The organism is Enterobacter sp. Acro-832, from assembly GCF_011752745.1.
Taxonomy (GTDB): domain Bacteria; phylum Pseudomonadota; class Gammaproteobacteria; order Enterobacterales; family Enterobacteriaceae; genus Enterobacter; species Enterobacter quasiroggenkampii.
Genome location: NZ_VWWX01000002.1, coordinates 747,145 through 773,864, shown reverse-complemented (window position 1 = coordinate 773,864; position 26,720 = coordinate 747,145). Strand labels below are relative to the sequence as shown.

The 26,720-nt window shown below is 54.3% G+C and carries 25 protein-coding genes and 1 other RNA gene; 11 read left to right on the top strand and 15 right to left on the bottom strand.

Annotation, left to right across the window (positions count from 1 at the left end; translation table 11 throughout):
* Positions 1–9: 9 nt before the first annotated feature.
* Both sufB and sufA read right to left on the bottom strand, forming a co-directional pair.
* Entirely contained in the window at positions 10–1,500 is a 1,491-nt protein-coding gene (gene sufB / locus F3J31_RS10185; protein ID WP_021241107.1) for a Fe-S cluster assembly protein SufB, read from the bottom strand.
* Positions 1,501–1,508: 8 nt separating this feature from the next.
* Positions 1,509–1,877 (bottom strand): Fe-S cluster assembly scaffold SufA, encoded by a 369-nt coding sequence (gene sufA / locus F3J31_RS10180; RefSeq protein ID WP_008500631.1) that lies wholly within the window; start codon positions 1,875–1,877, stop codon positions 1,509–1,511.
* 470 nt (positions 1,878–2,347) lie between these two features.
* On the opposite strand from sufA, the gene F3J31_RS10175 reads away from it, so the two are divergent.
* The 3 genes from F3J31_RS10175 to tssD are packed head-to-tail and all read left to right on the top strand — an operon-like array spanning position 2,348 to position 3,606.
* Positions 2,348–2,872, top strand: a complete 525-nt coding sequence (locus F3J31_RS10175; protein ID WP_167212887.1) for a DUF2778 domain-containing protein — start codon at positions 2,348–2,350, stop codon at positions 2,870–2,872.
* Positions 2,844–3,110, top strand: coding sequence for a hypothetical protein (locus tag F3J31_RS10170; protein ID WP_240152757.1), 267 nt, complete (start codon positions 2,844–2,846; stop codon positions 3,108–3,110). The genes F3J31_RS10175 and F3J31_RS10170 overlap by 29 nt, the downstream gene beginning before the upstream one ends.
* A gap of 4 nt (positions 3,111–3,114) precedes the next feature.
* On the top strand, positions 3,115–3,606 hold the full coding sequence (gene tssD / locus F3J31_RS10165) for a type VI secretion system tube protein TssD (protein WP_045910305.1): 492 nt from the start codon (positions 3,115–3,117) through the stop codon (positions 3,604–3,606).
* Between the two features lie 181 nt (positions 3,607–3,787).
* Here the strand turns inward: tssD and F3J31_RS10160 are convergent, their stop codons facing one another.
* Positions 3,788–4,516, bottom strand: coding sequence for a MerR family transcriptional regulator (locus F3J31_RS10160; protein WP_039266180.1), 729 nt, complete (start codon positions 4,514–4,516; stop codon positions 3,788–3,790).
* Positions 4,517–4,704: 188 nt separating this feature from the next.
* Positions 4,705–5,925: a diguanylate phosphodiesterase gene (locus F3J31_RS10155; protein WP_048222722.1), complete on the bottom strand. Its 1,221-nt coding sequence runs from the start codon at positions 5,923–5,925 to the stop codon at positions 4,705–4,707.
* A gap of 338 nt (positions 5,926–6,263) precedes the next feature.
* Here F3J31_RS10155 and ycgZ point away from each other — a divergent pair, with 338 nt between their 5' ends.
* From ycgZ to fdhF, 4 genes are all read left to right on the top strand, one after another.
* Positions 6,264–6,503 (top strand): regulatory protein YcgZ, encoded by a 240-nt coding sequence (ycgZ, locus tag F3J31_RS10150; protein WP_167212885.1) that lies wholly within the window; start codon positions 6,264–6,266, stop codon positions 6,501–6,503.
* Positions 6,504–6,507: 4 nt separating this feature from the next.
* The gene (locus F3J31_RS10145; protein ID WP_045910303.1) at positions 6,508–6,828 is read left to right on the top strand and encodes a hypothetical protein; all 321 of its coding nucleotides are present in this window, start codon (positions 6,508–6,510) and stop codon (positions 6,826–6,828) included.
* Between the two features lie 29 nt (positions 6,829–6,857).
* On the top strand, positions 6,858–7,136 hold the full coding sequence (locus tag F3J31_RS10140) for a biofilm development regulator YmgB/AriR family protein (protein WP_023327185.1): 279 nt from the start codon (positions 6,858–6,860) through the stop codon (positions 7,134–7,136).
* Between the two features lie 190 nt (positions 7,137–7,326).
* Positions 7,327–9,477: a formate dehydrogenase subunit alpha gene (gene fdhF, locus F3J31_RS10135; RefSeq protein ID WP_167212883.1), complete on the top strand. Its 2,151-nt coding sequence runs from the start codon at positions 7,327–7,329 to the stop codon at positions 9,475–9,477.
* A 65-nt stretch (positions 9,478–9,542) separates the two neighbouring features.
* Here the strand turns inward: fdhF and F3J31_RS10130 are convergent, their stop codons facing one another.
* From F3J31_RS10130 to F3J31_RS10105, 6 genes are all read right to left on the bottom strand, one after another.
* Complete coding sequence (locus tag F3J31_RS10130) at positions 9,543–10,184, bottom strand: LuxR C-terminal-related transcriptional regulator (RefSeq protein ID WP_167213174.1); 642 nt, start codon at positions 10,182–10,184, stop codon at positions 9,543–9,545.
* Between the two features lie 49 nt (positions 10,185–10,233).
* Entirely contained in the window at positions 10,234–10,746 is a 513-nt protein-coding gene (locus tag F3J31_RS10125; RefSeq protein WP_167212860.1) for a fimbrial protein, read from the bottom strand.
* Positions 10,747–10,757: 11 nt separating this feature from the next.
* Positions 10,758–11,705 carry a fimbrial protein gene (locus F3J31_RS10120; protein ID WP_167212857.1) on the bottom strand — a complete coding sequence of 316 codons (948 nt, stop codon included), beginning with the start codon at positions 11,703–11,705 and terminating at the stop codon, positions 10,758–10,760.
* 9 nt (positions 11,706–11,714) lie between these two features.
* Positions 11,715–14,231, bottom strand: a complete 2,517-nt coding sequence (locus F3J31_RS10115; protein ID WP_167212854.1) for a fimbria/pilus outer membrane usher protein — start codon at positions 14,229–14,231, stop codon at positions 11,715–11,717.
* Positions 14,232–14,275: 44 nt separating this feature from the next.
* The gene (locus F3J31_RS10110; RefSeq protein WP_167212852.1) at positions 14,276–14,953 is read right to left on the bottom strand and encodes a molecular chaperone; all 678 of its coding nucleotides are present in this window, start codon (positions 14,951–14,953) and stop codon (positions 14,276–14,278) included.
* A gap of 79 nt (positions 14,954–15,032) precedes the next feature.
* A complete protein-coding gene (locus tag F3J31_RS10105) occupies positions 15,033–15,563 on the bottom strand; it encodes a fimbrial protein (RefSeq protein ID WP_167212849.1) in 531 nt (176 codons plus the stop codon).
* A gap of 418 nt (positions 15,564–15,981) precedes the next feature.
* On the opposite strand from F3J31_RS10105, the gene F3J31_RS10100 reads away from it, so the two are divergent.
* Both F3J31_RS10100 and F3J31_RS10095 read left to right on the top strand, forming a co-directional pair.
* On the top strand, positions 15,982–16,641 hold the full coding sequence (locus F3J31_RS10100; protein WP_167212846.1) for a helix-turn-helix domain-containing protein: 660 nt from the start codon (positions 15,982–15,984) through the stop codon (positions 16,639–16,641).
* A 69-nt stretch (positions 16,642–16,710) separates the two neighbouring features.
* Positions 16,711–17,340 (top strand): helix-turn-helix domain-containing protein, encoded by a 630-nt coding sequence (locus F3J31_RS10095; RefSeq protein WP_167212843.1) that lies wholly within the window; start codon positions 16,711–16,713, stop codon positions 17,338–17,340.
* A gap of 45 nt (positions 17,341–17,385) precedes the next feature.
* Here F3J31_RS10095 and F3J31_RS10090 read toward each other — a convergent pair whose 3' ends face one another.
* From F3J31_RS10090 to F3J31_RS10080, 3 genes are all read right to left on the bottom strand, one after another.
* Positions 17,386–17,580, bottom strand: a complete 195-nt coding sequence (locus F3J31_RS10090) for a YdiH family protein (RefSeq protein WP_003857766.1) — start codon at positions 17,578–17,580, stop codon at positions 17,386–17,388.
* Positions 17,581–17,665: 85 nt separating this feature from the next.
* The gene (menI, locus tag F3J31_RS10085) at positions 17,666–18,076 is read right to left on the bottom strand and encodes a 1,4-dihydroxy-2-naphthoyl-CoA hydrolase (protein ID WP_021241102.1); all 411 of its coding nucleotides are present in this window, start codon (positions 18,074–18,076) and stop codon (positions 17,666–17,668) included.
* Positions 18,073–21,129 carry an FAD-binding and (Fe-S)-binding domain-containing protein gene (locus F3J31_RS10080; RefSeq protein WP_167212840.1) on the bottom strand — a complete coding sequence of 1,019 codons (3,057 nt, stop codon included), beginning with the start codon at positions 21,127–21,129 and terminating at the stop codon, positions 18,073–18,075. The genes menI and F3J31_RS10080 overlap by 4 nt, the downstream gene beginning before the upstream one ends.
* A gap of 199 nt (positions 21,130–21,328) precedes the next feature.
* Here F3J31_RS10080 and ydiK point away from each other — a divergent pair, with 199 nt between their 5' ends.
* Positions 21,329–22,444: an AI-2E family transporter YdiK gene (ydiK, locus tag F3J31_RS10075; protein WP_045910283.1), complete on the top strand. Its 1,116-nt coding sequence runs from the start codon at positions 21,329–21,331 to the stop codon at positions 22,442–22,444.
* A gap of 209 nt (positions 22,445–22,653) precedes the next feature.
* Positions 22,654–22,761: antisense sRNA RprA (gene rprA, locus F3J31_RS10070), an RNA gene on the top strand.
* A gap of 5 nt (positions 22,762–22,766) precedes the next feature.
* Here rprA and F3J31_RS10065 read toward each other — a convergent pair.
* Both F3J31_RS10065 and F3J31_RS10060 read right to left on the bottom strand, forming a co-directional pair.
* Positions 22,767–25,142, bottom strand: coding sequence for a glycoside hydrolase family 3 N-terminal domain-containing protein (locus F3J31_RS10065; protein WP_167212838.1), 2,376 nt, complete (start codon positions 25,140–25,142; stop codon positions 22,767–22,769).
* A 3-nt stretch (positions 25,143–25,145) separates the two neighbouring features.
* Positions 25,146–26,546: an MFS transporter gene (locus tag F3J31_RS10060; RefSeq protein WP_045910281.1), complete on the bottom strand. Its 1,401-nt coding sequence runs from the start codon at positions 26,544–26,546 to the stop codon at positions 25,146–25,148.
* Positions 26,547–26,720 lie beyond the last annotated feature (174 nt).

Sequence of the window (26,720 nt, the reverse complement as noted above, 5' to 3'; positions counted from 1 at the left end):
GTGCTTTCCTTAACCGACGCTGTGTTCAAGACTAATGGCGAGGAGTTTCTGGGCTTCAACGGCAAATTCCAGCGGCAGTTCAGAGAACACGTCCTTACAGAAGCCGTTGACAATCATCGAGATGGCGTCTTCTTCGCTGATCCCGCGCTGCAGGCAGTAGAAGAGCTGGTCTTCCCCAATCCGTGACGTGGTCGCCTCGTGCTCCAACTGGGCCGTGTTATTACGGCATTCGACGTACGGGAAGGTATGTGCGCCGCAGTCTGCGCCAATCAGCATCGAGTCACATTGGGTAAAGTTTCGCGCATTGGTGGCCGTCGGCATGATTTTCACCAGCCCGCGATAGCTGTTCTGGCTGTGTCCGGCGGAGATACCTTTCGAGATAATGGTCGATTTGGTGTTTTTACCAATGTGGATCATCTTGGTGCCGGTATCCGCCTGCTGATGACCGCTGGTGAGCGCCACCGAGTAAAACTCGCCGATGGAGTTATCCCCGCGCAGGATGCAGCTCGGGTATTTCCAGGTGATGGCCGAGCCGGTTTCGGACTGGGTCCACGACATCTTGCTGTTTTCCCCTTCGCACAGCGCACGCTTGGTCACGAAGTTCAGGATACCGCCAGTATTGCCGTCGCCCGGGAACCAGTTTTGCACCGTCGAGTATTTCACCTCGGCGTCTTTATGGATGATGACCTCCACCACCGCCGCGTGCAGCTGATAGCTGTCGCGGACCGGGGCAGAGCACCCTTCGATGTAGCTGACGTAGCTCCCCTCATCGGCCACCAGAATGGTACGTTCGAACTGGCCGGTTTTTTCGGCATTAATACGGAAATAGGTGGAAAGCTCCATCGGACAGCGCACGCCTTTCGGCACGTAAATAAAGGTACCGTCCGAGGCCACCGCCGCGTTAAGCGCCGCAAAGAAGTTATCGTTTGAAGGCACAACGGTCCCGATGTACTTTTTCACCAGTTCCGGATGATCGTGAATCGCTTCGCCGAAGGAGCAGAAAATGATCCCCTGCTCTGCCAGCTTCTCGCGATAGGTGGTGGCCACCGAGACCGAGTCAAAGATAGCGTCCACCGCCACCTCTTTCCCTTCGCGCACCGGTACGCCCAGCTGGTTAAAGGCTTCTTCCACCTCTTTGCTGAGGAAACTGTTCTCCGCGCCGGTTTGCTGCACCGCGCCGGGCTGCGAGGCGCAGGTGTCATCACAGCTGCCGCAGGACGGCGCGGAGTAGTAGCTGTAATCCTGGTAGTTCAGCTTGTCATAATGCGCTTTCAGCCAGTGCGGCTCTTCCATCTCCAGCCAGGCGCGGTAGGCACTCAGGCGAAACTCCAGCATCCACTCGGGCTCGTTACGTTTCGCCGAAATCGCCCGCACGACATCCTCGTTGATGCCTTTTGCCAGCTCATCGGTCTGCAGCTGGGTGAAGAACCCCTCTTTATAGTTGAGGTGCCCGCCGCTCCAGGTATTTACTTCACTCGTTGCTTCAGTATTACGAGACATAGTTCCGCCTATACCCCAAAGCTTTCGCCGCAGCCGCATTCGTTCTGGGCTTTCGGGTTATGAAATTTGAATAACTGATTTAAGCCTTCGCGGACGTAATCCACTTCGGTGCCATCGATAAAGGGCATAGCCTGCAGCGCGACGTACAATTTTGCGCCGTCGGTCTCGAACACCAGGTCATCTTTCTCGGGTTCGGTGACGGTATCAAGCACGTAACCGAAACCTGCGCAGCCGGTCTGTTTGACACCTAAACGCACGCCAAGGATCTCGGGCTTTTTCGCCACCAGCTCGTGAATATGTGCCGCCGCCGCTGGCGTGAGCGTTAACCCGCGCCAGGCGAAATCGGCAGGATTAAAGGTTTCTGAATGCAGTTCCATAGGTCCACCTCATCTGATAAGCCATCAGGGCATAACACCATGTTAGTGATAACGATTATCACTTCAACCCTCTGTCAGCAGGGGCATTCGGCTAAACCGCCCTTTTTGCCTACTTTTATTAAGCATAGACCCTGTGACAAGATGCAGGCAGGATGGATTTAATTGTTCAATGCATTGATTAATAATGCATTTCGTCGTGGGGTTTGTGGCGGAGAGGTGAAAAGTAAAATATGCATCGGAAATGCCTATTTTTGAGATAGCCTCTTTGATTATCGTGAACTCAATCTAACAGATGTGATTTGGCGCACTAAAAGAAGGCCAGGGCTTCAGGTGCGCGGCCAGCAAGCGCTCCTCAGCAGTAGACAACCTGTTGATGCGAGCTTTTTTCTGAAAATCATACACACACTCTGGATCACATTATTAATCACTGTAGCATTAACCACACTCTTGCAAAGGAAGTAAGGCGGCATATGGCGTTACAGGGAAAGATGATTCTGAATGGCGCAGATTACGCGCCTTTCAATCTGTATGGTGTGGGCATGTTCATGGCGCATTCCGGGTTGGGAGCCAATAGAAACAATCCCATTTGCGGAAATGTCGCCAATACTGGCCCTATTCCCCCGGGGAAATACTGGATTGTTGATCGCAGGGAGGGTAACTGGTTCTCCCAAAAAAAAGAGGAGATTCACGATGCAGCTAACAGATTTATTGGCCGAAATGCTTTTGGTAAATCTGACTGGTTTGCTTTGTGGCGTGATGACTGGGGTATAGATGATTACGCATGGATAGAAAATGTAAAACGTGGAAATTTCCGACTACATCCCGGCACGGTTTCAAAAGGATGCATAACTATCGCCAACATGTCTGATTTTGCGATGATTCATAACGCGCTAATGAGTACATCGCTTATTCAGGTTCCATGCATGCGGTCACTCATGGTGCGGGGATGGGTGGAGGTAGTAGCGGGTGGCTACATTAAAAATCCTTGCTCGTAGGGCAAGTAAAATTATTTATTTTCTCCTTTTATTACTCGCGATAGGCCATATGCTACCAGGTCCTGAGTTATATATTAACTATGATTTAGCCCGAACAACAGCAATCACTATCACCGGAAATGAAAATGCTGAATCTATGTATGATGCCTATTCATTCATTGACTGGCTTGCAATGCTAATCATCACTATCTCTTTCTATATTTTAACAATGAAGTTAACCAAAAAACTAAGGAAATAATAAAATGCCTATACCTCCCTATATGTGGCTTAAAGACGATGGCGGTGCAGATATCAAAGGATCTGTTGACGTACAAGATCGTGAAGGAAGCATTGAAATTATCGGCCTGAGCCATGGTATAAATTTGCCCGTTGACAGCGCTAACGGCAAAATCACCGGCACCCGCCAACATTCATCTATGATGATTGAAAAAGAAGTTGATAGCTCTACGCCATATCTTTACAAGGCTGCAGCAACCGGGCAAACGCTGAAAAGCGCAGAAATAAGGTTTTATCACATCAATGATGCAGGCCAGGAGGTCTGCTACTATACCGTTCTTATGGAGAATGTGAAATTAACTGGCGTCCACTGCAGCGTTCCAAATGTTAAGCTGGCGGGAAACGATAAAATGAATCACATAGAAAGCGTCAGCATTCAATATGAAAAAATCACCTGGAGAATTCTTGACGGTAATATTCAATTTTCAGATGCATGGAATGAGCGCCATACTCGCTAAGTATTAATAAGGGGACACAGTCCCCTATTGAACAAGTAGCCAACTGCAAAGCCCCAGAAAAAATTAGATGTTCTTTAAAATTAGCCGTGTAAATCTCATCTGCAGGAATAATGCCTATTCTTGAGATAGATTTTGCATGGAAAGTGACAAAACAAAAAAAGGCCCTCAAGGCCTCTTACACTCAATGGTGGAATGAAACAGCAAAACCCTGCTCACGCCAGTGGTCGAGCTGTTCCTGCTGTCGAGGCGTTGGCGATTTCCCCGTCCAGACGAAGATTTTTTGCCCCGGGAAAAGCTCGGGACGCGGCGAATCAATCGGTTCTGCCAGGACGTCAATGTGCCAACCCTTCTGCGATAAGCGCGCGGCTTCAAGCCACAGATGGGTGCGGTCATCACACTCCCAGCCAATCAGGAGCGCATCTTTACCGGCTTTTTTGCGAGACTCCGCCAGGCTTGCGATCGCGAATTCGATCAGGACCCCGTCAAACAGGCTCGCCATGTGACGCACGGTATTTTGGTCCTGGTTCATCCGCTGACGAACGGGAGAAATAATATTGTCAATCAGGGCGTCTATCGGATGATCGCGGCGGAACTCACCGACTTTGGCGCGCAGCTTTGCCGGGCTGGCATAGCGCAGAACGGTCATCATCTCTTCCTGGAACGAGACCCAGTTACCCTGAGTCAAAACTTCCTTGTTTTCCAGCAAGGCTTTTACTTTCCCGACCGAAACGCCGCTCTTCATCAGGCGTTTGATCTCTTCGATACGCAGGATATCTTCATCGTCAAACTGACGATGACCCCCTTCGCTGCGCTGCGGCTTCAACAATCCATAACGGCGCTGCCAGGCACGCAGCGTAACGGGGTTGATACCGCATCGTTCGGCCACTTCGCCGATACTGTAATAGGCCATTAACTCCCTCACGCTCAGAACTTCCATACCTAACTGCACCAACCTTATCAGATTGTACACACCATTTGTATAACTAAGACCGCATTTTGAACGGGTGAATGGCTTACGACGCCATTCACCTGTTAATACATTGTTGTATAAAATTTACCGTTCGTACAGTTACGTCTGTCCGATTGTGTACAGCTTTATCACAATTCGAACTTTTTCTCCGGCCACGCAATGGCTGGAATCCCGCCGTGCCGGGGGCTGGCAAAAAGATGCCCCTGGAACTGGGAAATCCCCGCAGACTCCAGCCACATCCACTCTTCCGCCTTCTCTACTCCCACCGCGCAGAACTGGATTTCGAGCGAGGAACAGCATTTGATGATGGCCTGAATAATGGCCTGTCGGGGGCCACTTTTATGCACGTTCGCGACCAAATCACGATTAATCTTAATTCTGTCAGGCTGGAAGTGGGCCAGTAGCTGCAGCCCGGCAAAACCGGCACCAAAGTGATCGATCGTCACGCTGATACCCGCGCTTTTTAACTGCCTGACCGAATCCGTGAACTCATCAAAGCGGGAAATGGCTTCGCTCTCGGTGAACTCCACCACGATTTGTTCAGGTACAAAACCGTTTGCTTCGATCGCGGTAAGCAGAAAATCCACGGCGTTGGGAATGTTAACCAGCGTCATAGGCAGCAGGTTAAGGGATAACGTCTGGTCCTGTAATCCCAGCGCGCTGGCCATGGAGAGCGCCACCTGCTTGCTTTGCAGATCAGACGCGTACACTTCCTCATGCGGAAGGCTGGCGAAATAAGCCCCCGGCGAGTCGCCGGACGGGGTGCGGAGAAGCGCCTCCCAGGAGACAACCTGCTGCATAAATGGATCGACTATCGGCTGGAACGCGAAGCTGCAATCCGCCCCCTTCGCGACCACCTCAGGCTGCGCGGACAAGCGCGTTTCTTCCCGAACGAATTCCCATGAGTCCGCAGGCGGCAGTTCAAAATAGTTCGCTTTTTCCGTGGCCTCGACAAAGGTGCGGAAAAACTGCAGAGGGCGGTCGTTATACGTCAGCTGGTAGCGTGTCGTCCCCTTATTGAGCACCTGCTGCAGTACCTCGTCCCGGTCGAAGTGGCGCAAATCAAAAAGCTCCATACCCACGTTGCCAAAACGCCGGACAGGCCCGTGATCGCGCATTAACTCGACCACGTTATGGTGGCGCGGGTCGTTGCAGATCTGCTCATAGATAGCCGAAACGTGCTCAACCGGCCCTTCCAGCAGTTGAAAAAAATGTGTGCCGTTAAACAGCAAGATCCCCGTGACATTGGATTGCCGATTTTTATGATTTGCAGCAGCGACCATTGCTTCCAGTGCTTTCACTGGAACGTCCTCGCAGATATGACTGCGGTAAATGATGGTTGTGAGCATGCTATTCCTGGGGTTAGGGTTTTGGCCACGAAAGACGTGGGTAATGTTCATTTATAGCACATTAATTGCCTGACAAATAATTTACATCTCAACCATTTACGGCAGTTAATGAGACCTTTTGACTCGGCTGTACAACTTACCAGCACCTGCGCTTTTTGTACAATATATCCTGCACTCACCCCCCATCACAACGCCAACCCAACGCCATGAAAAATAAATGATTTATAAGATATATCGTAAAAAATCTAAAAAATTGTACATTTTAGATGTACAGATTTGAAAATTATGTATACCTTAAATGTAACGTTACTGATTACAAAATTTTACAGGAGCGAAACATGCAGCAGAAAGGTTACGTCGCAGATTCCGCAGCAGCAATCGCACAGTACTTCGAAAAAGCCGCGCTTCCTACCCAGCAGGAAACGCTGGGCCAGGTGGTTGTTGAAATTCTCAGCGACGGGCGAAACCTTAATCGCAAATCGCTTTGTACAAAATTGCTGAGTCGCCTCGAAAAAGCCGACAGCCCGGAAGAGGAAGAGCATTACCACATGCTGCTTGGTCTGCTCTTCGAACGGTAAGGATATGAATAGCAGTAACGCAGACCGACTAATAGACCAGCTTATCGGTGAAGCCGTTCTCTCTCTTCTGAAAGAGCGGGGACCGGTGACAACTGAAGGCTTGCTACAGCGTCTGCGGGTCATGAAAGAACATGAAAAGGATCCCCAGCGGCGGGAGACACTTGCGGTGGTGATTGCCGAGATCGGCTCAAACAGCACCGCCTTTACACGTCGCAGAACCGCGCAAGGACGAACGAAAAGAGAGGGATCTCTCAACGATACCCGAGACAATGTTGTGCCGTTATTTGGAAGTGGAAAACCGTCCGATCCCAAAAAAATACATTGACTGCAATTTAACAGCTACGGTGAGAACAAATGAGACAAAATATTCAGCTTCAACCCGAATACCACTCTGCTTTTTTAGACAGTGCGCTGGCGGAGTATTTCCGCCATGCAGGCGATCGTTTTGCTGAAGAGTCCGCTATTTTTTCTACTGCAGTACGCTGTGTTCTGGCCTCCGAAGGGCATCTGTCCAATAAGGCGATCATCCTCTGGCTCATTCAGACGCTGGAAGCCACCAACGACGTGGTTCAGGCGGATGTGATTCGCAAGACGCTGGAAATCGTGGTGGGTTACACGATGGACGATCTCTGAGTTCCTGCTCGCCACGCCCCCTAACGTGTCATCGTCAAAACTGACGATCGGCCTGACGATGACACGTGCCCTCCCCGCATAACGCCCTGTAATCCACGCAAAATCAACCTGGCACGCTTCCTGCTTATTTCCGTATACGGGACTGGGTTTCCAGTCAACTTTGCTTCATTTCTTAACAGGTCTGTTATTGATGAAAAAGATCGCCAGCGTCTGCCCGTACTGCGGTGCAGGCTGTAAATTGAACCTTGTCGTTGAAAATAACCGTATCATCCGTGCCGAAGCGGCAGAGGGGGTCACAAACCAGGGCACTTTATGTCTGAAAGGATTTTACGGTTGGGACTTCCTTAACGATACCCGTCTGCTCACCCCTCGCCTCACCCAGCCCATGATCCGCTACCGCAAAGGCGAAGCCTTCACCCCCGTTACCTGGGAAGAGGCGATCCGCTACACCGCCCACAGGCTCAGCAGTATTAAAGCGCAGCACGGGCCGCGGTCGATCATGACCACCGGCTCCTCGCGCGGAACCGGCAATGAAACCAACTATGTGATGCAAAAATTTGCCCGCGCGGTGCTGAACACCAACAACGTGGACTGCTGTGCGCGCGTCTGTCATGGCCCGTCCGTCGCCGGTTTACAGGAAACGCTCGGTAACGGCGCGATGAGCAACTCCATTAGCGATATTGAAAACTCAAAATGCCTGCTGGTCTTTGGCTATAACTGCGCGGACTCCCACCCTATCGTCGCCCGCCGCGTGCTCAAAGCACGTGAAAACGGCGCAAAAATTATCGTCTGCGATCCGCGGCGTATTGAAACGGCGCGTATTGCCGACCAACATCTGCAGCTGAAAAATGGCAGCAACATGGCGCTGGTGAACGCCTTTGGCTATGTGCTGCTGGAAGAGGAACTGTACGATAAAAGTTACGTGGCGCGCTTTACGGAGGGGCTTGAGGCATACCGGCAAACGGTAAAAGACTATGCGCCGGAGAAGGTCGAACATCTTACCGGCATCCCCGCCCGTGACGTCCGCCAGGCAATGCGCACCTTCGCGGCGGCCCCTTCCGCCACCGTGATGTGGGGGATGGGCGTGACCCAGTTTGGACAGGCTGTGGATGTGGTCAAAGGGCTGTCCAGCCTGGCGCTGCTGACCGGGAATCTCGGTCGCCCTGCCGTCGGCGTCGGGCCGGTGCGCGGTCAGAACAACGTACAGGGTGCCTGCGATATGGGCGTTCTGCCGAATATGTTCCCCGGCTATCAGGATGTGACCGATCCGGCGGTCAGGCAGAAGTTCGCCGACGCCTGGGGAATTGACGTCAATGCGATGGACGATCGCGTCGGGACGCGCATTACCGAAGTGCCGCACCTTGCGCTGGAAGGCAAGGTGAAGGCCTATTACATCATGGGGGAAGATCCGCTTCAGACCGAAGCCGATCTCGGCCTGGTGCGCAGCGGTTTTGAGGCGCTCGATTTTGTCGTGGTTCAGGACATATTTATGACCAAAACGGCAGAGGTGGCGGACGTTCTGCTCCCGGCTACCTCCTGGGGTGAACACGGCGGCGTCTTTACCTGTGCCGATCGCGGCTTCCAGCGTTTTGGCAAAGCCATCGACGCCAGCGGCAATGTGAAGCGTGACTGGGAGATCATCAGCCTGCTCGCCACCGAGATGGGCTACCCGATGCATTATGACTCCAACCAGCAGATCTGGGACGAGATGCGCGCGCTGTGCCCGCTCTTCTACGGCGTGACGTATGAAAAAATGGGCGAGATGGGCCACGTGCAGTGGCCCTGCCCGACGCTGGATCACCCCGGAACGCCGTACCTGTACAAAGACAATCAGTTCGACACGCCGAGCGGTAAAGGGCAACTCTTTGCCGCACCGTGGCGCGCGCCGGCGGAAACCCCGGATGCGGATTTCCCGCTGGTGCTGTGTACGGTACGCGAGGTGGGACACTACTCCTGCCGCTCCATGACCGGGAACTGCGCCGCGCTGCAAAGCCTGGCCGACGAGCCGGGTCGGGTGCAAATGAACCCTGCCGATGCAGAAAAGCTGGGCATTACTGACGGGCAGCTGGTCTGGGTACGTTCACGTCGCGGGAAAGTGATTACCCGCGCCAGCATCAGCGCGCGTATCAACGCCGGTGCCGTCTATATGACCTATCAGTGGTGGATTGGCGCCTGCAACGAGCTGACCCAGGACAACCTCGATCCCATCTCCAAAACCCCGGAAACGAAGTACTGCGCGGTGCAGCTGGAGGCGATTGAGGACCAGCGCTGGGCGGAGGACTATGCCGCGTCGGCGTATCAGTCCATGAAGTCGCGGCTGATGAGTGCGGCGAACGTCTGAGGAAAATGCCGGGTGCCGTAACCGTCACCCGGCGACAAAACAGCGCCTGCGCCCTTTTCTTCCTGTTAGCCGTCCTGCCCCACTAAATGGTCATGCAATTTATTCGGGTGGGCGTTCTTTTCAACCATCCGGTGAATCAGCGCCATAAGTTCGAAATCATTACGCAGATCGAATTTTTGCATCAATAAATACTTATGCGTGAATATCGTTTTGTTACTCGTCCTGAGCCTGTTCGCAATCTGTCCGACCGATAACCCTTTGTATAAATTCACCGAAAGACGAATCTGCTGCGTCGATAATATTTTATGCGGGCAGTGGAAGCAGTCTTTATGTTTCCAGCGATAATCAGGCAGTTGCGTACGGTACCATGCAAGAAAGAGTCTCTCGCTTACCCGATCCAGCGGGGCCCGGCGGGAGATGAAAATCATATCCTGAAAACAGGATGAAAATTCAGTGAAGCGCCGTTCGTCATCGACCATCCCAATTAAGATCCCTTTTTTTCTCGCTTTTAATTCAGGAATACAGGTCAGCGCTTCACCCGGGCATAAAGAGAGGATAACAATATCGGCGCTATTGACGCTGTCAAAAGTAAACTCAATGCCAAAATTAACCTGATATCTAAAATTATGCAGGAAGAAATCGACAAGAAAATATTGCAGGCCATTTTTTAAAAAAGAATCCGGTTCTTTAATCAGGATATTCAACATAGCGGTTACCGACATCTGCAAATAAAAGGATAACTCACGCACGGGCCGATCAGTTGTATTGCATCGTCATGACCACGACGGCACTGATGCTCCCCGGCGTCGCGCTCCCGGTAACAGAGTTGACCGATGCCTGCAGGGCTATCGTCGCGGTTCTGTCTGCTGAGATGGCCTGCGTAATCTGAGTCCCGGTTCCCTTTAAAGCACCGGTAGCGGCATCGTTCATCGCTATTGCGACGTGAGTGGCCGAACCGCTGTTCATATAGTAACCCGCCCCTGCGATGGGATCGGGGTTTCCGGTAAATAAGACCGTCACGCTGCGCGTACCCGCAGGGCACTGGGTAAACATCAGGTTAAAAGGCACAGGTTCGGAAGACGATCCCGGGGTTGCCATATTGGATGCCTGAATATTACCGAGATTAACATCCAGATTGTTATTTCCCCCATTAAATACACAGGGAGAGGCAACAATATTACCGGTGACGCTGACGTTAACGGTATCCGCTGCAATGAGATTGCCGCTGATTAATGCCGCGGTGAACGCTGCCGTGCGCAAAATATTCATCGTCATTCCCTTTACTGGTATGTCAAATTTAAGGTTGCTGACGCATTTGCTGTGCCGGGTTCTACCGTCGTTTGCGTCTGATAATAACGCGCCGTTAAGGGGAACGCTTCCAGGCCACCCGCCGCGGGCTTTAACGGCAGACGCGTATTGAGCGTGAGAGGCGTACCGTTATAGAGCAGCTGAACGCCGACGCCTTTCGCCGTGCCGGTATTCCCTTGCCCCGTAAGCGCCAGCACGCTCGTCGCCGCAACGTCGGGATTCTGAATACCGCTGAGTGACACGTTGACGTTAGCCCCCGCATCGCAGTTAAGCCCGAGATTCTGGGTATTCTGGGCGCCCACCGGCGTGGTGCCCACCGTTGCGCCAAACGCCGCGGCAGAAATATCCCCTATCGGAAACGTCAGTTGAGGCGTCGTAATCGTGCAGGCAAGCACGTTAATCGTTCCGCCCAGCAGGGTCGTCGTCAGGCCATCACGATATACACCATCGCTCCCCTGCAGCGTCACCACACCCAGTACCCCCGGCATCAGCGAACCGGACGCAACCGGTCCAGTGACGATAAGTTCGACTTTACCGCCCCACCACTCGACATAACTTGCCTGCGCAGTATAGGAAAAGGTATTAGCCGGGTTTTCAAAATAATTACCCGATGAAAAACGTATTCCAATGCCGCTGACGTTGGTGTCGTATACATGGTTACCGTAGGTACTCGGCGTGGCATTAAGGTAGCGCATGCTAAAACCCAGCATTAACGGATTGGTACATCCCGTTAAATAGGAACCGGTTAGCGTTGCATTACGCGAAAACAGGACGGTCCCAACGGCGACGTCGCGTTGCACCGTAATTGTCCCGACAGACAAGGTTGAGTCCTGTGGCGTAATCGTCGTACAGGTTCCTGCATGGGCACTATTCCAGCCTGCGGCAATGCTCAGAAGGAATAGCATGTTCATTAAGCGCATTTTAAAATCCTAAAGGCAATTGACGTTGATTTCTGTTATTCCGCCGGAAGGCGACGGCGGGGTAAGCACGTACGGGGCGCGGCATTGCCGATCGCGTTCCGCTCCCCACGTAACAAAGACGGTGCCCTGTGTATCCAGCCCGGTGAGATAAACCTGGCCTTTATCACCCACAATGAAGCTGCTGCTCTCGACGCCTTTCAGGCTTGCAATCGCGCCAAAGGGAACTGCATGGCCGTTGTGCATAACATTGAACAACGCGCGTCGCCCCACTTTTGCCTTATAGTCGGCCATCACGAGTGCCCCTCGCGTCGGCGTCACCGTCCGGGTATTAATATCCACCTCAACCTCATCCGGCAGGCTTTCCGGGGCAAGGATGATGTCATTTTTACGATAAACGGCGAGGTTACTGACCACCGTATATCCCCGGTAATCCGTTCTGACTCCCGGCTGATTGAGAATATCCACACCGTGCGCGCCCGGTGCGCGAATCAGAGCATTAGTCTCGCCCAGAGGCTGCGAAAGCGTGATTCCTTCTCTGTGGGCGACAATGCCGCCCTGCAGGCCATAATTAACCCGCTCGCTGTTCCTGTCGTAGCTATAGCCCGCGGTAACTTCGCCGTAGGTTCCCTTATAATCACCGTTCACATTACCCGTATAGCCGACGCCATCCGACCCGTAGCCTTGCTGCACGTTCCAGTTCAGCGCGTGGTTTTCCAGCGCCACGCCGTTCAACCCGAGGTTGTGTGTGGTGCCGTTATTCTTGCTGGCGCTCACGCCATAGTTCGCCCAGGTCTGCGTTAAAAATTTGTCGAGAGGAATACTGACGTTAAAAGCCAGCAGCCGATCGCTGTCGTATCGCTTATCACCCGCACTGCCGTTTTTACTGTAGGTCCAGGTGAGTCCGTAACTGATGTTATGCCAGGCGTTGTTGTAACCCAGGGTGTAGGACGCCATCGTCTGACCCGAATTCCAGTAGTCTTCTCGGGCCGCGCTCAGCGTCAGCGAACCAAGATTACCGCCCAGCGTCTGGCTCATCGTCAGCTCGGCCCGGTTGCGACGCCGGTCCTGAAGCGCACTACTGTCACCGTACGAATCCAGTACCTCCTGCATGCCGTAGTAGCCGGACGTGGAATAGCGGTAGCCCGCAATCGAAAATTGCGTCCCCGTTCCGATCACGCTTTTGCTGTACCGCGCGCGCCAGGATTGACCGCTGGATTTATCACTGCCCTGCGGGGTGGACCAGGCCTGGGTCATGTCCGCAGAAATGGCACCGAAATCCCCCATATTCTTCCCGACGCCCAGTGCGAAAGACTGGTATTTGTTCGACGCCTGCAGCCCGCCATAAATCGTGAGTCCATACGGCAGACCATAGATCCCGGTGATTTGCCCGAAGGGTGTCTTCTCAACGCTGCCGTTATAAGAACGATACTGCCCGCCGGTCACCGCATATTTCAGGCGCCCTTCACGCTGCAAAACCGGTAATGACGCGTACGGCAGGGTAAAATGTTGCTCGCTGCCATCGGCCTCTTTAACGGTGACGTCCAGATCCCCGGCGCCTCCCGTCGGGTACATATCGGTAATTTCAAATGCCCCAGGCGCCACGTAGGTCTGATAAATCTGATAGCCATTTTGCCGCACCACCACCTGGGCATTGGTGCGCGCGATACCCCGCACCACGGGTGCATAGCCTTTCAGCGAATCCGGGAGCATGTCATCATCCGAAGCCAGCTGTCCGCCGCGAAACGGCATACTGTCGAACACGTCTGCTGGTGCCGAGCTATCCCCCAGGGTGAGCTGCGCGTTGAGTGGAATAATGGCCCGCTGCGCGTAGGTGTAGACGGTATCCCATTTGTCCTGACCGGTCTCATCCCGTGACCAGGTGGTGTAATTCCGCACTCGCCACGGCCCAACGTTGAGACCCGGGCGCAGGTTGGCATATTGACTGTCGCTGTTTTTACTCTCGTTTTGTTTCGCCCGGCTGCTTGCACCACTCAGGCTGTAGTTCAACATGACGGCGGCGATCCCTTCATCCCAGAGCGCTGGCGAAACATACCCACGTGCAGGCAGGTCAATGGCGGCCTGAGGAATGCTGATAATCAGTCGCTGCGCGGCGAACTGAAAATCCGTGCTGGCATGAGGGATAGCCTGCAGGTTGACGCAGGACGTGCCCTGGTTCGCTAAGTCGGGAAAAAGCGCGGTTTTGACGCCCCATTTATTTAGCTGTTCAAGACTCAGACAGGGCTTAAGGTTATCGCCCTCCTGTCCGCCGTTTACGGAGATGAAGTCAATATCGCTGGTCTCGATGAGCTGGTCGTCAAGAATGATGTCAACATGGTATTTCCCTGGTGCCTGCGAACCTGATTCAAAAGCAGCTAAATCAGCTTTATCTGCGCCCGGATTGTCCAGCTCAACCAGTTCAGCGTTGAACGACTCACGGGCATCAACAGTCTGCATTGCATTGACCAGCGCGAAGGCGATACAGATCGCCATACGCGCAGGCTGCATTTTTTTAGTTTTCGTTGCCATCATCATGAACCTGACTCGAAACGAGGAGCACCGCTTTTAATAAATTAAAAGCTGGCCTGATGTATTATTCCGGGGCTGCCGTAATCATTAATAACTTTGAATGAAATATGACTGCCACTGGCTCCTGCGGGTAAGGTAAATGCCGCCATTGCGCCGGGTGCCACCCAGGAGACCTCATCCAGCTTTTTATTGCCGATGCTTATTTCATTAAAATTGATGACATAGGGCGTTGGATTGGTGACCAAAAGTTTATCCCCGCTACGCGACCAGGTTAATTTATTCGCTTGCTCTTCCGGGGTGGATGCCTTCAGACCTGCCGGGCGATAAATAAGCTTAATGCGCGTTTTGACGGCAATTTGCAGTGAGTTTGTCTGCTTCGAGGCGGACGGTATCGCTTTAATATTCAGCCAGAAAAGACTCTCTTTATCCTGAGGTAACGAACCCGAGAACAAAATGCGCTCAATGTTTTGCTGCCCCCCATCCAGTCGATATAACGGAGGTGTAACAATAAAAGGTGCTTTATTAGCATTACCCTCCGGCATCTCAACCCAGGACTGAATTAAATAAGGCACGCTGTCTGCATTGTTAATGCTGATTGATGCCTCTTTTTTCCCGCCATCAAAAATGACGCGGGTCCCGCCAATAATGACCCCGGCATAAGCATGCGAAAACGATGCAGAGAGGATGACCGCGATGAGCAGGGTCTTGCTAATAAAATGCATGTTACACCTCGTGAAAAACGGGGGCAGTGAATGCCCCCACGCAGAACCGCGTGGAACTGGTTCAGGTTCTGCTTAATGACTAGTTATAAACAACGGAGAAATTAGCTACGGAGTTGGCAGGGCCGGCCGTCACCGATGACGCCGTTGAAATATACTGCGCGTAGAAATTCAGCGTATTATCTGCGGTACTGCTGAGCGTATAGCTATAGCTGTTGCTGCCGTGCAAAGGCAGATCCGCTTTATCTGCGGTCATCAAATTGATGGCAACACCCGTTGCCGCACCGGCGACGGAGGTATCAATAGCCAGCAGATCGGCGTTGGTCAGATCGGGGGTACCGTCAAAACGCACTTTGGCACTGGTGACCGTGACCGGGCAGTTCTTCAGGACAATATCGAATTTCGCTGCCGCCGTTCGGGAACCCGTCGCCGTAAATTCTGATTTATTGTAATCGCCCAATACCACCACCTGATTTTGAGAGGAAACCGCAACATCGCAGGCAGAGTCCAGGATGTTACCATTAAAATTGACGGTTCCTGCAGCAGCGAAAGCGTTGCCCATCATTAAGGCGGCCCCCGTCGCAGCCATCGCTAAAATAACGTTCTTTTTCATAACCTTTATTTTCCTGATTTAGGGGATAACTTTATTTATTATTAACACTCATGCAGCAGAAAGCTGATGAATACATCAATGTGAATTCATTTGTTTTTTATTAAAGCCATAAGCTCTTTCTGACTGGCTGGTTAAAATTTATATAATCATACGGCTGAATACAACGTTTAGATGGTCTAGCTGTAGACTTTGATTTAACGAAAAAACAACATTCCTTTCAGGAAATACTTAAGCCATGCTGTCCTGGTCTATTAATAGACTATGAAATCTTTTTGTTTATATTCAGGATGTTAGATTACAACGACTCAATGGTCTACTTTTAGACCTCGTCGAAACATTCCCTGACTCCTTCATTTTTAAGATAATTCTTCCCACAGTTCAAAAAACGATCGGACCCGTAGTCGCCGTGAGGTATCTTATGAATACGCGTTTAACCCCTCCACTGAATCACCAGGAATCAACCGTTCTGGGTTTAAAACCGCTTAGCCATATAGATGCCATGATTAAATCAGTGGTACCTGTGGCGGACAGAATAATTATCAGCCGAGGGGAAACCGTACATTATTATAAAGATGAGATTCGTCAGTGCTTTTTACTTCTCCAGGGGAGTGTGGCGCTTCATCGTCGCGGCGACGGTATTGTTTTAAACTCTGAATCTGCGCCTTTTATTCTTGGCGTCAGCAGCCAGTTTTCTTCGGAACATCTGTATGTCAGGGCCCTTGAGACGGCAGAAATAGCCCGCGTGCCGCTGGAGACGTTTAATCAGATCGTTGGGCAGCAGGATTTATGGGAGCACTTTTCAAAGCTGCTGATTTATACGGCCTCGCGGGTGTATGAGCACTGCGCGCAAATATCGCAAATGTCTGCTTACGACATCATTCGTTTCCAGCTTGTTGAGCTAATGCAGGAGCCCGATGCCATACGGCAAAATACAACGGCGGCCGCGTATATCAAAAGCAGGACCTATCTTTCGCGTAGCGGAATTATGCGCATTCTTGCAGAACTGCGGACCGGGAAGTACATCACCATGGAGCGTGGGGTGCTGCTTGACATTCACCATCTGCCCCGCAAATATTGACAGCCAGCGCGCCTGAAACCAGGAGAAGCGCTATAATTAGCCAGGTTATTTTTAAGGCTGTCGGCAACCATGTCCCTTCCAGAAAAGTCTCAACGGGGTTCCCCCTACGCGCAAGAACTTATTTCACACCTGTTATCTGATTGCACAACGCGACATATTGCCCGCGGCGAGCGGCTGGACCTGCAGGTCAACGGTCAGGGCATGTGCTATTTAATTCTTGAGGGAACCGTCGCCATCTACAGAAAAAGTGATGACAGGATGCTGTCTACGGCCCGCAGCCCTGCCGTCTTCGGCATCGCTAACCTCACCGATATCTATTTTAATGATTATCTTAAGACCGTCAGCCCGTGTCTGATCGGCACGCTCACCACCGAACGGGTGAATGCCATTATTAAAGAGAAGGCGCTTTGGGGACTGCTCTCTCAACAGCTCATGTTTGTCTATAGCCGTCTTTATAACAACGTGATGCCGCAGGGCGCGCCCACGGCGTATGAGATGATTCGCCAACAGCTCATAAAACTGATGGATGAAGATGAGAGCTATCGCGGCAACGTGACGGCGGAAAGGTATATCAGGGAGAAAACCCAGCTCTCCCGCAGCGGCGTGATGCGCATTCTGGCGGATTTAAAAACCGGCGGATTTATCGAAATGGAAGAAGGCAGGCTTATTAAAATCAACAAGCTCCCCGCTAAATACTGAACGTCAGACACAAAAAAGGCCGCTCTTGCGGCCTTTTTTACTCTCTCAATGGACGTGAACGCCCAACCGCCAGGCAAAGTAGATCTCTTCTTTAAGCTCATTCGAAGAGAGCGCCAGCAAATCTGTAAATTCCAGCTCAAGCTGTTTCAGCTTTTTCAGGTACTGCGCCGGGGACAGATTGCTCTTATCGCGACGTAAATATTCAATTGCCAGCTGTGTTGGGGTTATTTCAGTATCCATGATGTCCTCGCTTATGTACAAAACCTGACCAGTATATCACAACCCACTGACTAGTTTTTGACCAAAGGCAAAACATCTGAAAACTTTACACGACCGCCGTCGTCAGCCGCGATGAGCAGCACAGGCGATCCTGCTCGTCGAGAATGTCAATCTGCCATACCTGATGGCGGCTACCGGCGTGCAGCGCGCGGCAAACTCCGCGCACGCGCCCGCTGCGTACCGAGCGGATATGGTTAGCATTCACCTCGAGTCCGACCACCTTCTGCTCCCCTTCGGTACAGAGATATCCCGCCACCGAGCCCAGAGTTTCGGCCAGCACGACGGACGCCCCGCCGTGCAATAAACCAAACGGCTGATGTGTGCGACGATCGACGGGCATGGTGGCCTCGATATCATCGTCGCCAATGCGGGTGAACTGGATATCCAGCAGCCCCACCATATTCCCCTCGCCCATGGCGTTCAGCGCCTGCAGCGTCACGGCACGTTTCCAGATCATCCAATTATCTCCAGTAAAGCCTGCAATGGGTGACGTACACCGTTACCTTCTACCCGTTTCACCTGGCTTCGACAGGAGTAGCCCGTTGCCAGACAGCGGTTTCGCGGCAAACGCTGCATCGCCTGATGCCAGGACAGCTCATAGATGCCGAGCGAGTTGGCGTGGTTTTTCACTTCGTGTCCGTACGTGCCGGCCATGCCGCAGCAGCCCACGCTGACGCTCTCCAGCTTCGCGCCGAAGCGGGCAAAGATGGAGGCCCACTGCGCGGGGGCACCCGGCAGCGCGGTGACTTCCGTGCAGTGTCCGAACAGATACCACGGCTCACCGCTGACGTCCTGAACAGCTTTGTCTTCCAGGGCCATCGGCAGCCACTCGTGCACCAGCATGACGTGGAAATCACCGCGCTTGTCGCCCAGCGTCTGCTTGTATTCATCGCGATAGCACAGCACCAGCGCCGGGTCGACGCCGACCATCGGTATCGCGAGTTGCGCCACGCGGTTTAAGAAGTCAGCGGTTTTCTGCGCGGTCTTCGCAAAGCGCGTCAGGAAGCCTTTAATGTGCTGCGCCTTACCGTTGGGTGAGAACGGCAGGACCACCGGCTGATACCCCAGCTTTTCGGTCAGGCGGATGAAATCCGCCACCACCTGGGCATCGTAGTAGCTGGTAAACGGATCCTGCACCACCAGCACCACCTTCGCTTTTTGCTCAGGCGTGAGTGCCTCCAGCTGCTCCAGGGTCATGTTCGCCGAGCGATGCCCGACGAGCTGGCGCTGCAGAGACGGCACCGACAGCAGCGGCAGATCGACCATGCCGATATGTTTTTCGGAGAGCTTGCGCACCAGCGGCTGGTTGATAAAGAAGTTGAAGGTCTTCGGCGCACGTGCCATCAGCGGCGCGTAGCTTTCCACCGTCGCCACCAGATGGTCGCGCACCGGGCGGAGGTAGCGGGTATGATACAGCTGCAGGAAGCGCGAGCGGAATTCCGGCACGTCGATTTTAATCGGGCATTGGGTTGAGCAGGCTTTACAGGCCAGACAGCCGGACATCGCCTCTTTCACCTCATGGGAGAAATCATACTCGCCCTTGTTGGCATGCCAGCTGTTACGGGTGCGTTCAATCAACGAGCGCAGGCTGGCCCGTTTTTCCGGAATCTGCTGCTCAAGCCTGAGCGGGTCAACCCCGCGATCGGCCAGCAGTCGCAGCCATTCACGCACCAGCGTCGCCCGCCCCTTTGGAGAATGGATACGGTTGCTGGTGATTTTCATTGACGGACACATCGGGCTTTTCACATCAAAGTTAAAGCACAGGCCATTGCCGTTACACTCCATCGCGCCGCGCCAGGAGGAGCGCACCGCAATCGGGATCTGTCTGTCGTACGTGCCGCGCTTGACGGCATCCACCTGCATCATTGGCGCGTCCACGCCTTCAGGCGGGCAGATTTTGCCCGGGTTGAGGCGGTTATGCGGGTCAAACGCCGCTTTCACCTTGCGCAGCTCCGCATAGAGCTGTTCGCCGAAGAATGCCGGGCTGTATTCCGCGCGGAATCCTTTCCCGTGCTCTCCCCAGAGCAGACCGCCATATTTGGCGGTTAAGGCCACCACATCGTCGGAGATCTGCTTCATCAGGATCTCCTGCTGCGGGTCGCACATATCCAGCGCCGGACGCACGTGCAGCACCCCGGCATCGACGTGGCCGAACATGCCGTAGCTCAGGCCGTGGCTGTCCAGCAGGGCGCGAAACTCGACGATATAATCCGCCAGATGCTCAGGCGGCACGCAGGTATCTTCGGCAAAGGGAATCGGCTTCGCCGCCCCTTTCGCATTGCCGAGCAGGCCCACGGCTTTTTTACGCATCGCATAGATACGCTCAATCCCGGCCAGATCGTTACAGAGTTGCCAGCCGATCACGCCGCCTTCGCCCTGCGCAATCAGCTCATCCAGCCGCTGGCAGAGCGTGGTGACCTGGCTCTCAATCAGCGCCGCATCGTCACCGGCAAATTCCACGATGTTAAGACCGAGCATCTCTTTATCCGGCACGTCGGTAATGAGATCGCTGACGGAGTGCCAGACAATATCTTCCCGGGCCAGGTTGAGCACTTTGGAGTCAACCGTTTCCACCGACAGCGCTTTCGCTTCCACCATAAACGGCGCATTGCGCAGCGCGGAATCGAAGGAGTCATATTTGACGTTCACCAGCCGACGCACCTTCGGCAAGCGGGTGATATCCAGCCGCGCCTCGGTGATAAACGCCAGCGTCCCTTCAGAGCCGGTGAGCACGCGGGTTAAATCAAACTGGGTCAGGTCGTCGTTAAAGACGTGACGCAGGTCGTACCCGGTCAGGAAGCGGTTCAGTTTGGGGAACTTATCAAGAATAAGCTGGCGGTTGTCGCGGCAGCGCTCCAGCACGGTACGATAGATGCGTCCGCTGGCCGTGTTATCTTTGCCCAGCGTTTCCGCCAGTTCGACCGGCATCGGCTGCGTATCGAGAATATCGCCGCCCAGCAGAACGGCACGCACGCCCAGCACGTGATCGGAGGTTTTGCCGTAGACCAGCGAGCCCTGACCGGAAGCATCCGTGTTGATCATCCCGCCGAGGGTCGCGCGGTTACTGGTGGAAAGCTCCGGGGCAAAAAAGTAACCGTAAGGCTTGAGGTACTGGTTAAGCTGATCTTTGATAACGCCCGCTTCGACCCGCACCCACCCCTCTTCCGGGTTGATCTCAATGATGCGGTTCATATAGCGCGACATATCAACAATGATGCCCTGGTTCAGCGCTTGACCATTGGTCCCGGTGCCGCCGCCGCGCGGCGTAAAGACCAGCGAGGCAAAGCGCTCCTGTGTGGCCAGCCGGGCGATAAGCGCGACGTCAGCCGTTGAACGAGGGAAAACGACGGCATCGGGAAGAAGCTGGTAAATACTGTTATCGGTCGCCATCGTCAGCCTGTCGGCATAGTTCGTGGCGGTATCACCTGTAAAACCCTGTTGCTCCAGTGCTTGCAAAAAATTAAGCACCAGCTGAACGACGCCAGGTGCCTGAGAAATCTGTGGGATCATGACTGTCGACCCTAATTAGAGTTGTATGAAATCGTTTGCGTGTATCTTAAAAGTTTTATCACATTTTTTTCTTATAATCTCTGCCGAATTACAGGCAAAATCCGCCTGTCAAAAACCGCTGAGATCATCAATGATTAGAGAGACGCGGTTTTCCGTTCCCGCCAGCCACGCTGGCGTTCTTTTAAGGAAAGTTTCATTTATGGTCAATCTTCGCCAGCCCAGGGATGTTGCGCAAATTTTGCTGTCGGTGCTGTTCCTGGCCCTCATGATTATTGCGTGTCTGTGGATTGTTCAACCCTTTATTCTCGGCTTCGCCTGGGCCGCGACCGTTGTCGTTGCCACGTGGCCTCTGCTGCTGCGTTTGCAGAAACTGCTGTTCGGCCGCCGCGGGTTAGCGGTGCTGGTCATGACGCTCCTGCTGTTCCTGCTGTTTATTATTCCGATTGCCCTGCTGGTGAATAGCCTGGTGGATTCCAGTGGCCCCGTTATTCGCGCTATTAGCAGCGGTGACCTGACGCTGCCGGATCTCGCCTGGCTGAACAGCATTCCGGTGGTGGGCGCCAAGCTCTACAGCGGCTGGCATAGCCTGCTGGAGATGGGCGGCAGCGCGCTGATGGCAAAAGTCCGCCCGTACATTGGCACGACCACGACCTGGTTTGTGGGTCAGGCGGCGCATATCGGCCGGTTTATGATGCACTGTACCCTGATGCTGCTTTTCAGCGCCCTGCTCTACTGGCGCGGCGAGCAGGTGGCTTTAGGCGTTCGTCACTTCGCCACCCGCCTGGCGGGCAAACGGGGTGACGCGGCGGTTTTACTGGCTGCGCAGGCTGTGCGCGCGGTGGCGCTGGGCGTGGTGGTGACCGCGCTGGTGCAGGCGGTGCTGGGCGGTATCGGTCTGGCGATTTCCGGCGTACCGTACGCTACCGTGTTCACCGTGGTCATGCTGATGACCTGTCTTGCGCAACTGGGACCGCTGCTGGTGCTGGTCCCTAGTATTATCTGGCTGTACTGGACGGGTGATACCACGTGGGGAACGGTGCTACTGGTCTGGAGCTGCGTGGTCGGCACCATGGATAACGTCATTCGTCCGATACTCATCCGCATGGGTGCTGACCTGCCGCTGATCCTGATCCTCTCCGGAGTCATTGGCGGACTGATTGCCTTTGGCATGATAGGCCTGTTTATTGGCCCGGTGCTGCTCGCCGTCACCTGGCGTCTGTTCTCCGCCTGGGTGCATGAAATTCCGCCCCCGGGAACAGACCCGGACGTGATTTTGAGCGAACTGGAAGAGCTGGAAGAGAAGAACACGCATTAAGTTTTTTTGCCGGGTGGCGCTAACGCTTACCCGGCCTACATTCCCCCTCACAATACTTTAACGCTGCTAAAGTATTTATTCGTTGCTCACTGGTCAGACCCGCCTTTTTTGCTCTAAGTCCGCTATTCACCTTAAAAAATCTTTACGTCTCTTTAACTATTGAGACGAATCCGATCGACGCTAAAAGATGACATGCCTACTATTAGGACACGGTTATAGATCAACACCTTGATTTATAAGCATGGAAATCCCCTGAGTGAAACAACGAATTGCTGTGTGTAGTCTTTGCCCATCTCCCACGATGGGCTTTTTTTTATCCTGACTACGCGCGCTTAACCTCACAGGTACTGAGCATCCGCCACTCAGCAGGCAGCACCCGCGTTTCCCCTGTCACATTAACCGTCACCGCCGCGCGGATATCCGCCGACGATGCGCCAACCTGCAGTTCAAACTCGCCCGGCTCAACGATGCGTTTCCCGTCCCGGCGGGTAAAGTTGAACATCTCAACCGGTAGTGTAAAACTGACCGTGGCGGTTTCGCCCGGCGAGAGCGTGACGCGCTGGAAGGCCTTCAGCTCCTGAAGCGGTCGCACCTGGGTGGCGACCTTATCCCTGACGTAAACCTGCACCACCTCGCTGCCGCTGCGTTCCCCGGCATTGGTGATATCCACGCTCAGCGTCACCTCGCCGTCGACCGGCACGCTGCCTTCAGCTACGCGGGCAGCCCCCCAGCTAAACGTTGTCCAGCCAAGGCCGAAGCCAAACGGATAACGTGAACCGAAGTGGAACGCAAACGGCGTACCGCCGCTTTTGAGCTTGTGATTGTAGTAATACGGCATTGCCCCGGCGCTTTTCGGCACGCTCACCACCAGACGCCCCTGCGGCTCAGCGCGTCCCGTTAGCACGTCCGCGATCGCCCAGCCCCCTTCCTGCCCTGGCGCCCACGCCACCAGCAGCGCTGCAATCTTATCCTCCAGCCCCTGAAGGTTGTACGGGCGCCCGCCGGTCATCACGACAATCACCGGTTTGCCCGTCGCCACCAGCGCTTCCAGCAGCTGTTGCTGCACGCCCGGCAGATTCAGGGAGTCGGTGTCGGAACCTTCCCCCACGGTTCCGCTCTGGAACAGCCCGGCGAGATCGCCCACGCAGGCCACCACCACGTCACTCTCCTGCGCCGCGTTCACGGCCTCGGGGATCAGCGCGGTGCTTTGCGAGACCGGCGACTGCTGCATCGGCTTACCGCCGCTGTCGCCCGGGAAGACCGGCGCACCCGCCATCCGTTTCTCGATGATGTGACACCCTTTGGCGTAACGGACCTGCGACGCGCCGAGGTAATGTTCCAGCGCCGCGCGCGGGGTCGTCACCTGCGAGGTCTCTTCAACCATATCGCTGATGATCAGATGTACCGGGAAGCTGTAGCCGCTGAGCAGCGCCAGCGGATCGTCTGCCGTCGGCCCCACCACCGCCACGCGGGGCTTACCGCCGAGCGGTAAAATACCGTTGTTTTCCAGCAGCGTGACCGATTTCGTCGCCACCTCCCGCGCAACCTGTCGGGTGGTGTCATTTTGCAGATCGATACCGTTCTCATCCGCGTACGGGTTTTCAAACAGGCCCAGGCGGAATTTTTCGGTCAGCACGCGCACCACGATCTCATCCACCCTGGTCATAGAAATCAGCCCGCGCTCAACGGCGTCCGCCAGATGGCGCGCGCAGTCATCTTTCGGCAGCTCGACGTCCAGCCCGGCGTTAAAGGCCAGCGCGGCGGATTCGGCCGCATCGTGAGACACACCGTGATGCTGGTGCAGCAGGCTGACGCCGCCGTAATCCGCGACAATAATGCCGTCGAAGCCCCACTGTTCGCGCAGGACGGTGGTCAGCAGGAAGCTGTCGCTGTGCCCCGGCTGATTGTCGATATCGTGGTAGGCCGGCATCACCGACCCGGCATTGGCCAGCTTCACCGCCATTTCAAACGGCAGCAGGAAGGTGTCGTTCAGTTCGCTAAAGCCCAGATGTACCGGCGCATGGTTGCGCGCCCCTTCGCTGAACGAGTGGCCCACGTAGTGCTTGAGCGTCGCCAGCAGGTCGCGCTTATCGCCCTGCACCCCTTTCACGTAGGCGGTTGCCATCACCCCCACCAGCCAGGGATCTTCCCCGAAGGTCTCTTCGGTTCGCCCCCAGCGCACGTCGCGGGAAACGTCCAGCACCGGCGCCAGCCCCTGCAGACAGCCGACGGACCGCGCCTCTTTACCGATCTGCTCTGCCGCGCGCTGTACCAGTTCAGGATCCCAGGTAGAGCCGTAGTTCAGCGACGACGGGAACAGGGTGGCGTCTTTGCACAGCAGCCCCACCAGGCACTCTTCATGGAACAATGCCGGAATGCCGAGACGCGTCTCTTCCATCATCATGCGCTGCAGGCGGTTAGCGGCGCGCACTCCGGTTTTCGCGTCAACGATATGGGTACCCAGCGGACGGGTGATCTGCCCGACGCCCAGCTTTAGCCGTTCACTCAGCGCTGCCTGCTCGCTCACGCCGGCGAATTCATCGCTGAGGTCGCTGCGTTCGCGATGGTTGCCGTTTTCATCGAGGATCAGCCAGTACGCATGCATCTGGGCGAACTTCTCTTCCGGGGTCATACGCGCCAGTAAATCGGCGACGCGCTCGTGCACGGGACGTCCCGCGTCCTTATAGATAGCTGTCATGTTTTACTCCTGTAGTGCGGAAGGGATTGTTGGGCTGAGCTGCCCCGCGTCGGGTCTCACCTCACGCTTGCTGGCCAACTCCCGGGCGATGGAATCCACCAGCCGACTGTTGAGCTTGTAGATAGCAAGCAGCGCGACCATGCAAAGGAACAGCGCGCAAGGGATAAGGGTGAACAGCGCGTTAATCGTAGAGAGTACGTGGGGCGCCTGAGTTGCCTGTCCCGGGGCGTAATCCACCATGCCCAGCACCCAGCCGACCACCGCGCCACCCAGCGCCAGGCCGAATTTGATGGCAAACAGTGCGGTGGAAAAGACCAGCCCGTCCAGGCGGCGGCCACTGCGATGCTCTTCGTAGTCGACCACATCGGAGAACATGGTCCACTGCAGCGGCGTGGTCAGGTTTTGCACAAAGCTAAAGACGATGTTGAGGCCAAAAATCAGCCACACCTGCGAAGGCGGCAGGAAGAAAATCAGCGCGCCGAAAATAACGAAGGAAATAATGGTCCACTGGTAGGCGCGCACGCGGTCAAATTTCCCCAGCAGCCGTTCAGATAATAATGCGCCGCTTAAGGAGGCGACCATTCCGGAAACAATAAAGGCAAAAACCAGCTCCGGGCGCAACAGCACATAGTTCACGTAATACATCGTGGCGGAACCACGCGTTACCACCGCCGTTAACAGCAAAATATTAAACAGGAAAACAATGCGCCACTGGCTGTTACCGGCCAGCAGTTTTAAATCGGTCAGCATGGAGCCGGAGGTATCATTGCGCGGCGAATAGCGCTCGCGGGTCATGAGGAAACAGCAGAAAAAGAGCACAATGCCCAGCAGCCCCATCAGGCTCATGGCATAGAAATAGCCTTTCTGCACGTTGCCCTGGCCTAACAGTGAGACCAGCGGCAGGGCAATCACCGTCACAATCAACCCGCCGATAAACGACAGGCCAAAGCGCCACGACTGCAGGGAGTGACGCTCGCGCGGATCCAGCGTCAGCGCGCCGGGCATGGCGCAGTAAGGTACGTTAATGGCGGAGTAAATCAGGCTTAAGATCGCGTAGGTCACACAGGCATAAACGATTTTCGCCGTCGGCCCCACGTCCGGTACATAGAAAGTGATGAGGCAGCTTACGCCAAACGGAATGGCGAACCACAGCAGCCAGGGACGGAAACGACCGTGACGCGTCTGGGTGCGATCCACCAGGGCGCCAATGCACGGGTCGACAAACGCATCAACCACGCGCACCACTAAAAACATGGTGCCCATGATTGCGGCGGGTAGCCCAAAAACGTCCGTATAGAAATAAGCGAGAAATAAGGTTGCCGTTTGCCAGACCAGCGCGCTGGCCATATCACCTAAGCCATAACCTATTTTATCTTTGGTACGCAATACAGAGGAGAGTGTCATTGTTATTTGCCTTTTTATCAGGTTAAAACGTATTTCAACCAGTTGCGCATCACTGAAAGGGAAATGCGCAGTAAGGCTCAAGTATTAGCAACGCGTTGCGCGCTAACAATTGTCTAAATTGACAGACAAATTATGATATTTGGTTTTTTACTTTATTTGTGATGGGGAGCAAAT